The organism is Ancylomarina sp., assembly GCF_041555295.1.
GTDB lineage: Bacteria > Bacteroidota > Bacteroidia > Bacteroidales > Marinifilaceae > Ancylomarina.
In genome coordinates, this window is sequence record NZ_JBFFKR010000066.1 from 1 (window position 1) to 14,972 (window position 14,972).

8 protein-coding genes are annotated in these 14,972 nt (G+C 34.4%); 1 reads left to right on the forward strand and 7 read right to left on the reverse strand.

What is annotated here, in order from left to right:
• Positions 1–1,825: patatin-like phospholipase family protein (locus ABY905_RS07100; RefSeq protein WP_372641990.1), on the forward strand; the 1,825-nt coding region annotated here is incomplete at its 5' end.
• On the opposite strand, the gene ABY905_RS07105 is transcribed toward ABY905_RS07100, so the two are convergent.
• The 7 genes from ABY905_RS07105 to ABY905_RS07135 form a co-directional block, all read right to left on the reverse strand.
• A complete protein-coding gene (locus ABY905_RS07105) occupies positions 1,826–3,190 on the reverse strand; it encodes an MATE family efflux transporter (protein WP_372641992.1) in 1,365 nt (454 codons plus the stop codon).
• A 1,154-nt stretch (positions 3,191–4,344) separates the two neighbouring features.
• Positions 4,345–5,367: an L-threonine 3-dehydrogenase gene (gene tdh / locus ABY905_RS07110; protein WP_372642004.1), complete on the reverse strand. Its 1,023-nt coding sequence runs from the start codon at positions 5,365–5,367 to the stop codon at positions 4,345–4,347.
• Positions 5,368–5,774: 407 nt separating this feature from the next.
• Positions 5,775–7,739 (reverse strand): FISUMP domain-containing protein, encoded by a 1,965-nt coding sequence (locus tag ABY905_RS07115; protein WP_372641994.1) that lies wholly within the window; start codon positions 7,737–7,739, stop codon positions 5,775–5,777.
• A gap of 125 nt (positions 7,740–7,864) precedes the next feature.
• Positions 7,865–9,268: a DUF4302 domain-containing protein gene (locus ABY905_RS07120; protein ID WP_372641996.1), complete on the reverse strand. Its 1,404-nt coding sequence runs from the start codon at positions 9,266–9,268 to the stop codon at positions 7,865–7,867.
• Positions 9,269–9,321: 53 nt separating this feature from the next.
• Positions 9,322–10,308 carry a substrate import-associated zinc metallohydrolase lipoprotein gene (locus ABY905_RS07125; protein ID WP_372641998.1) on the reverse strand — a complete coding sequence of 329 codons (987 nt, stop codon included), beginning with the start codon at positions 10,306–10,308 and terminating at the stop codon, positions 9,322–9,324.
• Positions 10,309–10,351: 43 nt separating this feature from the next.
• Positions 10,352–11,848 (reverse strand): RagB/SusD family nutrient uptake outer membrane protein, encoded by a 1,497-nt coding sequence (locus tag ABY905_RS07130; protein WP_372642000.1) that lies wholly within the window; start codon positions 11,846–11,848, stop codon positions 10,352–10,354.
• 13 nt (positions 11,849–11,861) lie between these two features.
• A partial coding sequence (locus tag ABY905_RS07135) for a SusC/RagA family TonB-linked outer membrane protein (RefSeq protein WP_372642002.1) occupies positions 11,862–14,972 on the reverse strand: 3,111 nt, incomplete at its 5' end.

Consider the following 14,972-nt stretch of genomic DNA (forward strand, 5'->3'; position numbering starts at 1 on the left):
AAAACCAAAAGGAATTAGAATTCCTGCTGGTATTGTGAAAGGACAAAACATTAGCAATCTTTTTGAACGATATACCATTGAATATCACGACAAAACAAATTTCAGACAATTTCCTATTCCATTTGTATGTATCGCTACTGATCTTGAAACGGGTGAAGCCATTGTACTTGACAAAGGGAATATTGCTGAAGCTCTAAGAGCAAGCATGGCTATTCCTACCGTATTCACCCCAATTGAGATTGATGGTCGTTTACTGGCAGATGGAGGAATGGTCAATAACTTCCCTGTTGAAGAAGTGATAAAGATGGGAGCTGATATTGTCATTGGCGTTGATGTACAAACAGGCCCTAAAAGCAAAGATCAATTGAACTCGATAGAGGACATTATTAACCAAACTGTCAGTTTAATGGCAAAAAGAGCATTTGTTAAAAACAGAAAGCTATGTAACATTTACATCAAGCCAGATATTAATGGGTATACGGTTGCCGATTTCGGCAAAGCTGACTCTCTAATCCTTCGTGGGGAACAAATTCATCCTGAACAAATATCAGAATTGAAACAAATTATAAGTAAATATCAACTAATAAAAACTCAGAACCAGAATTACCCTATCACAACTGATTCTACTCAATATTTCATTAATAATATTAAGATCAACGGCCTTAAACATGTTAGAAAAGCGACCATACTTGGAAAATTAGACATTGAAACAAGAACCTGGACAAGTATTAAGAGAATTCAAAAAGGTATAAATCGAGCTTACGGAAGTAAATATTTCGATAAAATTGATTTCCAGTTGAAAGGTGATATCGAAAAGACACTCGTTATTAATGTAACTGAACGTCGTTCGAATCGATTTAATGTAGGCATGCATTACGATGACGATAATAAAGCATCTGTACTACTGAATACAACTTTCCAAAATAAAATTCAAGATGGATCCAGCCTTTCATTAGATCTAAAGCTATCTGAAAATCCTCGATTTACCGCTACATACAATTTTGATAATGGGTTAAAACCAGGTTATCAATTAAAACTCGATATAAATGACTCTGAGGTATTTGACTTTGAAGATGGCGATAAAGTTGGTAGTTACGATTTAAAATACTTAAAATTAGACGCAAATCTTCATTCCACTTTTCGAGAATCTTACTCAATGGGTATTGGCGGAAAGATGGAGCTATATAGAGTTTCTTCAAATATTAAGACCCCTGGGCTTGATGAAACTGACGAAGATTATTATTTCACCTACTACGCCTTTATCAATATGGATTCTCACGATAAAGGTTATTACCCTAAGAAAGGCTTTAGCTTATATGGTGAATACAAGCTTATTACTAATAATGGTGTGGCTTTAGATGGTAACGGTCGTCCAGCTTCTGTTGCGTATCTGAAAGTTCAAAAAGCCATATCATTAAATGATCGCTTAACTCTATATCCGAAATTCTTTGGTCGTGTCGTTTGGGGAAAAGCTATTCCACGTGTCTACAATACGTATACTGGAGGACTCGACCAAACCAATTATTTTGATATTCAGGTTCCTTTTGTAGGTTTACGCCGTATGGAGGTCGTTTCGGATAACTCTTTTGTATTTAGAGCCGATATTCAATTTGAACTTTTCAAAAAAAATTATTTGATTTTAAAACCTAACATTGCTAATGTTGTGGAAGATGTCAATAGTGCTTTAACTAAGGGGCAATGGATTAAAGGAGTTGGACTAACCTATTCCTATAATTCTTTAGTAGGACCAATGGAGATAACCTTTAGTCTATCTGATCTTGAAAATAGAGTGAGAGGGTTTATTAATTTAGGCTACTGGTTTTAGCTATTTTTTCAATTTACTTTTGGAGAGTTTTATAAATCGAAACATAAATAGAATTGAAGCTGTTCCTAATCCAGCAGGTAATCCCCACCAGATACCAACCTCTTTTAACCCAAAAGTAAAAGCACAGAAATATCCCATCGGTAAAGACACAATAAAGTAAGCAATAAAGGTATATAGGGTTGGAATATTAACATCAGACATGCCTCTTAGAATACTTCCGAATACAATCTGCAAGCCATCAAATAATTGATAAATTAGCATGACAACAATAAACTGTGCTGCCAAAGCAATCACCATCGGATCATCTGAAAATAAAGTTGGTAATTGGTTTCTAAGAAAAAGAAAAACCAGACCTATAATTAGAACCATCAATATAACAAGATGAATCGCAGCCCAGCCTGCTTTCCGCATTTCCTCTATTTTGTTTTCCCCAAAAAGAGACGACACTCGAATTGTTGTACTTGAAGCGAGACCTAAATAAACCATAAAACTAATGGTTGAGATACTTAAAACAACTTGATGAGCAGCTAATCCAGCAACACTTATCCATCCCATCATAATTGTGCTCAGCATAAAGGCTGAAGCTTCCATCACAAGTTGAGCACCAATCGGCACACCCATTTTCCAAATTTTAATGAAATCTTTAATTGCAAACTGAGCCTTTTCTATGATTTCTCCGTAAGCTTTGAAGCTTTTTCCCTTTTTAAATACAAAAAAGAAGCTGACAGCCATGAAAATTCTTGATATCAAAGTTCCATATCCAGCCCCATTTAAACCCATTGCAGGCAAACCTAGTTCTCCATTTATAAAAATATAATTGAATATGACATTGATAAGGTTGGCAATCAAGATAATATTCATAGCGACTCGTGTATTAGCCAATCCCTCACAAAATTGCTTATACCCCATAAATATCATCATCGGTATTATGGAGAGACTAATAATCCATAAATACTCTTTAGCAGGAAGAATAACATCAGCTGACTGTCCCATCTTATCCATAAACAGGCTCAGTATAAATATCACAACACTCAGAAAGATACCCATGCTTAGTACAGCCCACATAGAAGCTTTAAACCAATCTCCTACCCTATTCATTTCAAAACGACCTCTTGCTTTACCTACAAGTGGCGTTATTGCATATGAAAAACCTGTTCCCAAAACAATTACTAACCAAAATATCGTATTTGCGAAAGAAGCTGCAGCCAACTCTTGAGTCCCAACATGCCCAATCATCATATTATCGATAATACCAACTGTAACCTGACCTAATTGAGCCAAAATAACTGGAATTCCAAGTTTTATTAAACCTCTATAATGATCATGGTATGATTTAAAATATGATTGGATTGCTTTGCTAGTCATCATCTGAAAAATTGAATAGGAGAGATTATTGCACAAATAGAGATGCAATAATCTAATGGGCTGCGAAGGTAAATGAAAAGACCATAGAATTTAATAGTTCTAGGAATGTATTTTAGACTATTGATCGTAAAAAAACTTAGATAAATTCGCCCTCACTCCAATTACTCTCATTATATACCTCAATACCATTTTTCGAGAAGAAGTTGAGAGGTTAAACCATGACCTTCAATTAATTTACCCGTATAGCCAAAAAGATTCGTTTCTCTTACTTATAAAGATGCAAATAGGCGTCCCAAATCTTTTTGAGTTCTTCGGAACATGTAAAATCGAAAATTCATTTTTTTTATGACATTTTCAGTTTTATAAATGGCAAACAGATGCGTTTTGAGTATTTGCAGAGATGTAACATGTGATTTTTATATTTTTAAGCTCATTTACATTCAAGGAAGTAAGCGTTTTGAATCGTTTTAAGGTATTATAAAACCAAAAGCAGTCGTATCGAAATGTTATGCCCATTTACACATTTTTAAAGGATTAAATTGAATCGTTTTTGAGCTCTACTAATTTATAAGTAGTCAAAAAGAATTGAAATGGGCATTTACACATCCGATTACTGTCATTTTAATTCTATTTTAATGTTTTGCAAGTCTGGTAGACGTTAAAACAAATAATTTCAGACTCTATCTGATCTATAGTGGGTAAATATTATAGAGACTGTTCCATGAATATACCCCTAAGTTCGCAAAGAAATAAAGTTTGATAATTATGCCTTTGCGTTCTTGTATTTTGGCTTCTGTGTTCTCTGCGTGAAATTTGAATCACATTTATTTGCATCGCTATAGGGGTGAATTTATTAGAATTAGATCCTACTCAGTCGGAGTGGTTTTTAATCTTATTTTCATGACAAGTTTCACAGATGTGTATTTAAATTAAACCAGCTGACCTCCTACCGGAGAACTAGTTCGGCTATCAGAGTCGGGCTGAATTAGATTGTATTAAGAAAAAACTAACCCACTGTATTTGACATAGAGCCAACCTTAATTTCAAATCAGATATCACTAAAAAAGTGACTATGATGATTTATAAAAATGCTCTGGTGTAAAAAAAGCTCAGCAAATAGCCGAGCTTTTTAAAATTATATATTCAGATTGAGCTTATTCCCAATTCAAAATTACTTTTCCACAATTGCCTTCTTCCATAATGTCGAAACCTTTCTGGAAATCAGCAGCATCGAATCGATGAGAAATCATTGGAGAAAGATCCAATCCACTCATCAACATTTGCTCCATTTGGTACCATGTTTCGTACATTTCACGACCATAAATACCTTTCAACTGAAGACCTTTAAAAATAATGTCGTTCCAGTTCACTTTGGTTTCAGCAGGTAGAATTCCCAATAATGAGATTTTACCAGAATTGTACATATGTGAAACCATATCGTTGAAAGCCGCAGGCGAGCCCGAACATTCCAAACCTATGTCAAAACCAATCATACCAAGCTCCTTGATTACATCATCAAGACTTTCTTCCATAGGATTCACAACACGAGTTGCACCCATTTTCTTAGCCAGCTCAATTCTGTATGGATTTGTTTCAGTAGCCACGACATAACGTGCACCAGCGAATTTAGCAATTGCCACAGCCATAGAACCAATAAGACCAGCACCTGTAACAAGTACATCTTCACCAATTATAGAGAAAGAAAGTGCAGTGTGAGTTGCATTTCCAAAAGGATCCATGATTGCTAACAATTCGTCCTCAATCTGATCACTCATTTTCATCAGATTCGATGATGGAATAGCAGCGTATTCAGCAAATATACCGTCGATGTTAACACCAATACCCACTGTATTTTCGCAAACGTGCTTACGGCCTCTACGACAGTTTCGACAATGTCCACATGCAATATGACCTTCGCCTGTTACACGATCGCCAATTTTAAAGCCAGTGACACCAGCTCCCATTTCGGCAACCTCCCCCACATACTCATGACCAATAATCATTCCTGGTTTGATGGTATTCTGCGCCCATTCATCCCACTTATAAATATGTAAATCGGTACCGCAAATAGCAGTTTTTCTAATTTTTACAAGAACATCGTTAATTCCTACTTTAGGAACATCGACTTCTTCCATCCATAAGCCTTTTTCTGCTTTGGATTTCACTAGAGCTTTCATTTTAGCCATTGTCGTATTATAAGTAAATCTGTAAGTTAAAGTATTTTGTGTCTAATTGAAAAGCCTAAAAATAAGCCTCTGAATTATTTTCCGAAAATAATAAAAACAAAGTTAGAATATCAATATGTCATTAAGAATTTATACAAATAAGATAAATAAACATATAAAACATAGCTTAACAAACCCAATAGACTAAATAACTGCAACTTAAATACTGGAGACTAAATTCAATTTATTATAAAAACAAAAATTCCCAGCCTGTAAGACTGGGAATTTTACTTTACAACTAAACAGACTTTTACATGTTCTCTTAACTGTGATTTGAGATAATCAAAAGGACAACATTTTATTGACTCAATAAAAACTACATTATTTAATCAATAGAGAACAAAAGTCAAACACACTTACTAATCTTTTACAAGACGAACAGACATTCTTTCTACCAATTGTTTATTACTTTTTCGTTCAATAGAGTTATTAGCACCAATAAAAGCTCTATAATAATACAAATCGCTTTCTACATCTTTAGTATTTGTCCAAAAATAAGCTGACATTCTTTCACCCATGTATGAAAAAGGAGGTTGAAACCAGAATCTACCTTTACTATAATAGCCACTAGGAATTGCATTAAATAAAAAGTCATTTGTAGCTTCTGTTCCGTCAAACCAATTAGCTGCTGGGTCAAGAAATTTTGCAGCATAATCATACTGTGAACCATTTTCATCAGCTTCAGCTTGTGACATACCAGCCTCAATACTTATCTTTTTCCAATCAGCATCAGTTGCTACGTGCCATCCTTGAGGAGCAATATCTTCTAAAGCATAAGCATTATACAACACGCCATATTTAGCGAAATTTTCGTGCGCTTTTAAATCATCAACAGTGGTTGTTTCAGTAACATCTAATGCATAAACTGAACACACTTTATTAACATCATCAGCATTTATTGCATAAGGAACATAAGCTAAATTTTCAGCTAACCAAGTTTGACCTTTAATTGTAATGGTTTTATATTCTTTACCATCACGTGTATCAGTCCAAGTTCCTTCAATAACATTAGGTTTAACTTTAGTCGTGAACTCTAAAACGTTACTTTCTGCTTTAGCACTTTGAGGGTCGCGTGTTATAACTTTTGCGAAATAAGTTGTTTCAAACTCTAATCCTTCAGCTATAAAAGAAAGCTCAGCAACATCCTTTTGTTTTAAATCAGCCTCATCAATAGTTGCATCGGTACTTAAGTAAATATCGTATACCAATGGCTCATAAACTAAATTGCCTTCGGCATTTTTTACCTTATCAGGGTCAATAGAAGCAGACCAATCGATAACTACATTTAATTTATCATCAACAATTAATTCAGTGATTTTAGTGTTCAATACGGGAGCTGTAGGAACAGTATTAATTGTGCTAAATGAGAATACGTCACTTGATGTTTTTCCACCTTCGCTATCAATAGCTAAAACTTTCCAATAATAAGTTGCGTTCCCTCTAAGATTGGAAAGAGTTACTTCTGTTTCAGCAAAATCTTTCTTATATGGATAATTCTCATTAATTTCTTCATTTGTTCCATAAAAAACAGTGTATGAAACCGCATCGCCATCAGCATCAGTTGCTGCAGCCCACACAATTTTTGTTGAAAGAGTCACCTGATCAAAACCGTCAATTGGGGATATTAATTCAGCTTTGTTAGGTAAAGTGTTCATTGTTGTAAAACTAGCAACATCACTTTCAATATTTGCTCCTTCAGTATCTGTAGCAACAATTTTCCAGAAATACTGAGTATGAGCATCTAAAGCAACCGCAAATTCAGACTCTGAGATATCAGTTGCAACAATATTATCATCAGTAAATGCATTTTCTTTAGAAAGGTAAACATTGTATTTTAACGCATCACCGTCCAAATCTTCTGCAGTCCATTTTAGAGAAATACTTTTTTCTACATCAATTGCTTCGTTAGCAGGAAACTCAAGTCCCGAAATCGCAGGAGCCGAATTCATTGTAGTGAAATAGCGTACTTCAGATTCAACACTAGCGCCATTGTCATCAGATGCAATTACTTTCCAGAAATACTTTGTATGAGATTTAAGAGCAGTGGTTAATATATAAGTGTTCTGCTCAATATTTTCTCCTGCTAAATCTTCTTCAACAAATTCCTCTGTTTCTGAAACATAAACATCATAAGTTACAATGTCATTATCAGGATCGATACTTTTTACCCAAGTCAAAGTTGGTTTTGTTTCTTGATCAATTGCTGCATTCTCTGGAGCAGATAAACTTGCTGCCTCTGGCATTCTATTTTCCTTTTCATCTTCACAGGAAAACAGACTTAGTAGTCCCAGGGTTATAAGAGCTACTTTAAAATAATTTTTCATATTAATATTTATTAAGGGTTAGTAACAAGTTGTACAATACCTAAATACAAAGGCCTGGTACACCTTGTAGGAAATTTGTTTTGTAATAAAACATGAGTTAACCTAATTGTTATATAGGTATTGGATTAATAAAGCCGTGTGATGAAATAGTCATCTGGATTGTCTTGAGAAATAAAATCCCAATCGATTAATCCCCCTTCTACAGTTTGTTTGATATACCATCCACTATCATTACATAGATAATCGACTAAGTCGTTAAATTCTTTATTGTCCTTAATCGACTCTGTAATTGGATTTGGATCTACACCCTCTTTAGCGATGCAAAATTCACCAGATAATCGCTTCATAGCGATACGATCTTCTTGTAGCTTTTTGATCTCCACAGGAACAAAGTAGAAGTAGAACTGAGTATAACGCTCAAAGGAGAACAGTATGCCTTCTCCAAGTTCTTCTCCAAATTCATAATCTTCATTATAAACATCATCTAAAATTGGGTTACCCTCCTCGTCGAATAATGGAATTCGTTGCTTATAATCTGTTACGATTACCATGCTCTGGATAACAGTATTAGCTTTTTTCATAGCAATATAATTATCCCATGCTTTACCAAAACTACTACGCAATTTTAAACTGTAGTTATCCATTATTTCATCGTATACTCCAGGAACGTAATACATTGGGAGTTTTGTGCAATACAAGTATCCTTTTAAATCGGAGTTGGCTAATTCATATCTACTCTTCTGCTCATTATACGTGAAATATTGAATTTCTGAATCATCAAGTTTAATAGGTGTACTCAATCCCATTCCATCATGATCGAAATAGAGCATTTTTCTTCCTGTGTAGAACTCACCTTTGTAGTTATAATTATAATCGGCAGCTGTAGCCATCGAACTTAAATCCATTCCTAACACAATAGGATTATCTTCGCTAGCACCCAATCCTGAGGTAATAGCAAGATTCATATGGCGTTCAGTTCTCTGCTCTCTAAGGTATTTTACATATTTCTGAATTGATGAAAAATCCGAGAGATCTCTATCAGCTTTCTGTAGTTTCAAAACACCTTTATATACTTTTCCTTCCAGAATTATTTCAGTTTTATCTTCAGATATTGATACAAAGTTAAACTCCACATCTCCACCATAACCGTCTGGAGCACCTGCATTTGGATAACTAAACACTGTGAAATTATCATTGAATGTATTAAAAACCAACTCGATATCAGCTTCCGAAAAAATCTTAAACTCGCTTACAACAGCTTCTTCAATCTGTTTTGATTTTATGCTTACGGTATTGTCATCATTAAAGTTTGCAATAGTATATGAAAGATATTCCATGCCATTACCTAGCGAATATCTCATTTTCCAACCAAACTCCGAACTAGTCAGAATGCTTTTATATTCTTCAATGGTGGTCTGCATTCTATCATCAGGTAGTTGATCAAACTTATTCTCAAAATCATTCTTGTTGCAGGATGATAAACTTATTCCGAGAATTATAAACAAAATGATATATTTAATTTTCATCATGGATTTTATTTTATGATTACTTTTTATTCTTATGATTTCAAAACAAGACAGAATTAATTTTCGCCTTCTTCCTCTTTTGAGTTTTCAAGAATCAATTGATTGGTTGCAATCTCAATTTTCCCTTGCAATTCGAATAAATCAATACCCCACTCACTTTTGTAATAGTCAGTAACAATAGAAATTTTATTAAGCATGATAGATAAACCTGTTGGTCCTGATTGGTTTTGTCTCAAAATCATACTTCCGTCTTCATTTTGCATAATCTGAATTCCAAACATGTATAGTTTAAGTTGAAAATCAGTCAATAACATTGGGATGATATTTCCTGTAACTATTCCATACGTATCTTTCTCAGGCACATATTTTACAACTGGCGCATTACAATTTCCAACTGTCGATAAAATAGTACCCACAATTTCAACGAAATCTTCATTATCGTTAGACATACTATAAGGAGTTATAAATCCTAAACTAGTTGCTGATAACAAATCGTGATTATACCAAGCACCAGTGTACAAACCCTTAGATATTTTTTTAAAGTCCATAGGATAATGAACTTTCTGATGCAAAATATGAGCGAATTCATGATGCATAACGTGAAATGATTTTGACATTTCAGCTATATCTGAATTATTGAAAGAATCAACATCAAAAATGGTAACTTTTCGTCCACCCTCAGCAAGTCCCATAGTCGCAGTACCATTATCGTTGTATTGAGGTGTGCCTACCAAATAAATTAATTTGGGAACAAAAGTTTTAATAAACTCATCGCCACCAACTTCCTGATATGGCTCAATCCAAATTTTATACAAAGCTTTCATGAACTGTTCAGCTTTTTCTTTTCTTGGAGGCGTTACATGAAAGTTATTATCGATTTCACTATCATCCCATTTCCATTTAATTTCCATATTATAAGGAACAGTGAATGTTTCATACAACCATTTGTCGAATTCACTTTCGTGAACCTGATCTACATAAATAATTGACTCTTCGCGTAAACTATCCTCTTTATCACAAGAGCTTAGTGCAAAAATTGACAAGATGCAGATAAATTTTATATAAATATTTTTCATCATAATAATTCTATCTAGGGTTAGCTTCTATACCTTGGGATTGAGCATTCAGAGGAATTTGCAATTGTTTTCTAGGATCTTTATCACTTAAAAGCGATTCACTTCCATCTGCAAAATAATGGCGAACTTGAGTATTAAACCTCCTATGATCGAACCAACGCATTCCTGTATAATAATATTCTTTTCTTCTTAAGTCATATAAGCAGTTCATATAGACTCTTTGCATATCATCAAGTGCATAAAATGGATTCAAACCATACTTAAAGTTTGATTCCTTATACTCTTTATCCATTTTAGTAAAATCTACTTTATGCGTTACTGAGTTATAACCTTTGACTCTTTTGCTTAAGTAAGAATCCATATCAGTACTAGTCGCTTCATAGTTTTTCAACATGGTATTTGCTTCCATACGTAGGAATAAAGCTTCTTCCATATCAACTAATACATTCATGATCATATGATAACCAACATCACTATTAAGCCCTGTCTTCTCAGTATGATACCCCCATTTAACAAATAAAATATCTGGATCTCCACCATATAAATCCCAAATCCAATCGGCACCTACAAAGCTTTTTCTAAAAACGTCTTTGTGAAATTCATCACTCATGGCGTACTGATAACTACCAAAGAAATAAATAAACCACCTACTGTACTGAGGAACTACTAGTAGGTTTGCTTTTTCACTTGTTCTACCCCATTGAATAATTACTTCATTAACATCCATTCTGCTATACTCCCCAGTAAGATCACGTAACGATTCTGCAGGATCAGAAGAAAGAACCATATTGGTATGTTCAAGAACTTTATCGAACTCACCCTTTAAGCTATAGAAACGAGCAACAAAAGTATGTGCCGCTTTTATATTCCAGTGAAGTACTTTGTTGGCGTAAGCCTTGTCATCAATATATTTCAAACCTTCAATGATATCTTTCTCAAGATTTTCGTACACCTGAGCAACTGAGCCTCGATTGTAAGTTGTTAAAACATTTGTTTCTGACTTCGTTACATAAGGAATTCCTAGATCAGTTTTAGCTGTTGCTGGATTATATGTAGGAGACCAAAGATTTACCAACATAAAGTGACAATAGGCTCTTGCAATAAGAGCTTCACCATAAAAAGGTTTTGCTTCTTCGCTGATTTTACCATTGACTTTACTTTTCTCAATAGCATCTAGAGCATGATTTACTTGCTTAATAGAAGAATAGCATCCTGTCCAGTATGACTCAGGAGTGTCCTGTGATGTTAATCTAAAGTCAAGCCAATTATAAGCATCACTGTTGATTTCATTTTTGCTTCCACTTTTACCTTTATCAGTTGCATTATCGCTCATAGCATAACAAAACATTTGGTGATTTTGATTTGGGTAAGCGTGAGTCAATAACTCTCCAATTTTTTCAGGAGAATCAATAACTGTTCTATCATCTGGCATCTCATCCAAGAAACTATGACATGAAGTAAAAGCTAAAAGACAAGTTCCAATTAATATGTTTATATAATTTTTCATAAGGTCTTAATCATTACAAATTTAACTTAAGGCTTAATGTATACTGGCGTGATACAGGAAGAGCAACACCTCCATTACCAAAGAATTCAGGATCTTGTCCATTTAAAGCTTTATCGGAATGCAATAGGAATAGGTTTGTTCCAGATGCTTTGATACTTGCATTGCCAATACCAACCTTTTTAAGCATTTTCTTAGGTAGATTATATGAAATAGATAATTCCTTTAGTCTAATAAAATCACCTTTAGCAACTCTTTGATCAGAATAGTTATAAGCATTGTAAGTTGATTCTAATCCAGTCCCAAACTCTTCGTAGATTCGCTTGCTTACAATTGTTGGGATATTAGTTATCTTTTCATCACCAGCTTTCATCCATCGGTTTTTCATATCCTGAGGCATCGCATCTAAATCGCTATATTTTGCATGAAAACTAGGATATAGACGAATAACATTTCCAAATGAATAGGTACAAAACACATTTAGTGATAGGTTCTTATATACAAAGCGGTTTGAGATACCACCTGTAATTTTAGGATCGATACTCCCTTCGTATTTTAAGTGATCAACATCAGTATCCTGGAAATAGATGTCTTTAGTAACATTACCATTCTTATCGTAGAAAGTTGGTAAACCTCTATCATCTAAGCCCGCAAATGGAATAGAGAATAAACCTCTTACAGAACCACCTATAGTTGCTGCGCCTTCTGCTTTGGTAAGACCTAAAATATTTGGCTGTCCATAAAGCTTCGTGATTTCATTTTTATTGTAGGCAAAAGTTAAGTTTGTGTTCCATGAAAAGTCATTAATTTCGATATTCTTAGAGTTTAAACTAAATTCGAAACCTTTTGATTCCATGTCAGCATAATTAGCCAATTTCCACAATTCGCCACCAATACCACTTGTTTTGATAGCAGCAATTAAGTCGAATCCATTTCTCTTATAAATGTCAGAACTAATACTGATTCTATTATTGAATAAACCTAAATCGAAACCAATATTTGTTTCATATTGTTTTTCCCAAGTTAATTCTGAATTCATCAAGCTTGCAACACGCAATCCGTTTTGAACTTCATTTTGAAATGGTGCAACAGTAATACCACTTCTAAATACTGCCTTACTGTTCGTTGCAGGTCCCATACTTGCAGTTAGACCATAAGTGGCTCTAAAGCTTAGGTTTGATATCCATTCAACATCAGTTAAGAAAGCTTCCTCTTTGGCATTCCATTTTCCACTCACATTCCAAGTTGGTAACCAACGAGAATCCTTAGAATCTCCTAAACGGTTACTACCATCAACACGAACTGTAGTGTTTAATGTGTACTTACCAGATAAACTATACGCCATATTTGCAAAGAAAGCCACAAATCTATCGTGAGAGTTTGAAGTACCAAAATATGGAAAACCAGCTTGAGATAATTTCTTGATCATATTCGGATCAGTGAAAACGGTATTTCCTTTATCATACTGAATACCATAACCATCAAAACCAGTCGCTTCTCTATCTGAGGATCTGACTTCTTGTCCAAGCAATGCATTTACTAAATGCTTCTCGTTAAACGTATTGTTATAATTGATGACATTTCTTAAATAGAAATTCTTCAACATATTATCTTCCCGATTGTAGAATCCTCCTTTTTCAAGAGTACTTACAGGTCTTTCGTTTGGTTTTTCAGGATCAGTATATAAATATTTATTAGCATCTTCAATTGTCGCATCATCAGCAGCTCTATAAGCATTGGCAACATTTGAATTGCCAGTCATTTTATGAACTGAAGTTGATTTTACATATCTCATATTCCCTACAAACTTGTAGGATAAGTGTTTATTGAATTGATAATCCAAATCACCTTGAATACTCAAATCCAAAACATTTAGATCGATATAATTGTTATTGAACTCATCCAAAATATTGAATTTTGCAAAGTTCATTCTATTATATCTGTATGATCCATCTTCTTTATAAGGAACAATTGTCCTACTCGTATTTAAAGCATATGAAAATGGATTGATGTCGAATTCACGGCTATAATCACCATTCACAGCATCCGAAGTGCGACTAAATGTTCCTGGAGCTTTTTGTTCACGAAAACTACCTTTTGTCGACATACCTACTGAAAGTTTGTCATTCAACTTGAAGTTACCTTTCATGTTGATCGTATATCTATCCACTTCATCCGCTACAGTCCAACCATCGTCGTGCAAAAAACTTGATGACACATAAAAGTTAGCCGTTTCAGAACCACCACTTAAACTAACAGAGTGATTTTGCATTAGACTATTACGAAAAAGTAAATCGAACCAATCTGTATTTGCTTTTTCATACTTCTCAAGATATTCCGCACGCGCTTGAGGTGTATTCATTAAACCATATGAACCATTGTTATATGAGTTGATTGCATCGTACATTTGAAAATAGACACCACCATCTTTACTTCTCATCATTTCAGCATGTCCTAACCATTGCTTACGTTCCATCTCGCGAAAAACAGACATTTGATCTTGAGAATTTAAGATATCATACTGTCCATAGTTAGGTTTGTTTTTAATCGTATATTCCGATGTTACATTTACCTTTGCTTTACCTACAACACCTTTTTTAGTCGTAATTACAATGACACCATTCATTGCTCTAGCTCCATATAAAGCAGTCGCTGAAGCATCTTTCAAGATTTGAAAATCAGCAATATCGTCTGCATTTAAACCAGCAACCGAACTACTAATCAGAGTTGAAACATCCCCTGATGATAATTGATCAGGGCTTACGTCAATAACATCTTCAAGAACAACACCATCAACGACCCAAAGAGGCTTTGTATCACCGTAAATAGAAGAAGCACCACGTACACGAATTTTAGGTGCTGCACCAAAAGTACCAGAAACGTTTTGTACGCTTACTCCAGCAACTTTACCTTCCATCATTCTACCAACATCACTTAAACCAGCAACTTTAGCATCTTCACCCTTTAGTTTTGTTGCAGAACCGGCAAACAATCTCCTATCAATCTTTTGATAACCTGTACTTACTACGACAGTAACTTCATTTAATTGCTCTGATGAACTAGACATCACAATATCCAATCGCTCCTGATTAGTCACAGCAATTTCTTGAGATTCCATTCCTATAAA

What these genes read in the sequence shown, in the direction of transcription:
- tdh (WP_372642004.1), bottom strand. Translation starts at nt 5,367, where the DNA reads ATGAAAGCTCTAGTGAAATCCAAAGCAGAAAAAGGCTTATGGATGGAA.
- ABY905_RS07130 (WP_372642000.1), bottom strand. Translation starts at nt 11,848, where the DNA reads ATGAAAAATTATATAAACATATTAATTGGAACTTGTCTTTTAGCTTTT.
- ABY905_RS07120 (WP_372641996.1), bottom strand. Translation starts at nt 9,268, where the DNA reads ATGATGAAAATTAAATATATCATTTTGTTTATAATTCTCGGAATAAGT.
- ABY905_RS07115 (WP_372641994.1), bottom strand. Translation starts at nt 7,739, where the DNA reads ATGAAAAATTATTTTAAAGTAGCTCTTATAACCCTGGGACTACTAAGT.
- ABY905_RS07105 (WP_372641992.1), bottom strand. Translation starts at nt 3,190, where the DNA reads ATGACTAGCAAAGCAATCCAATCATATTTTAAATCATACCATGATCAT.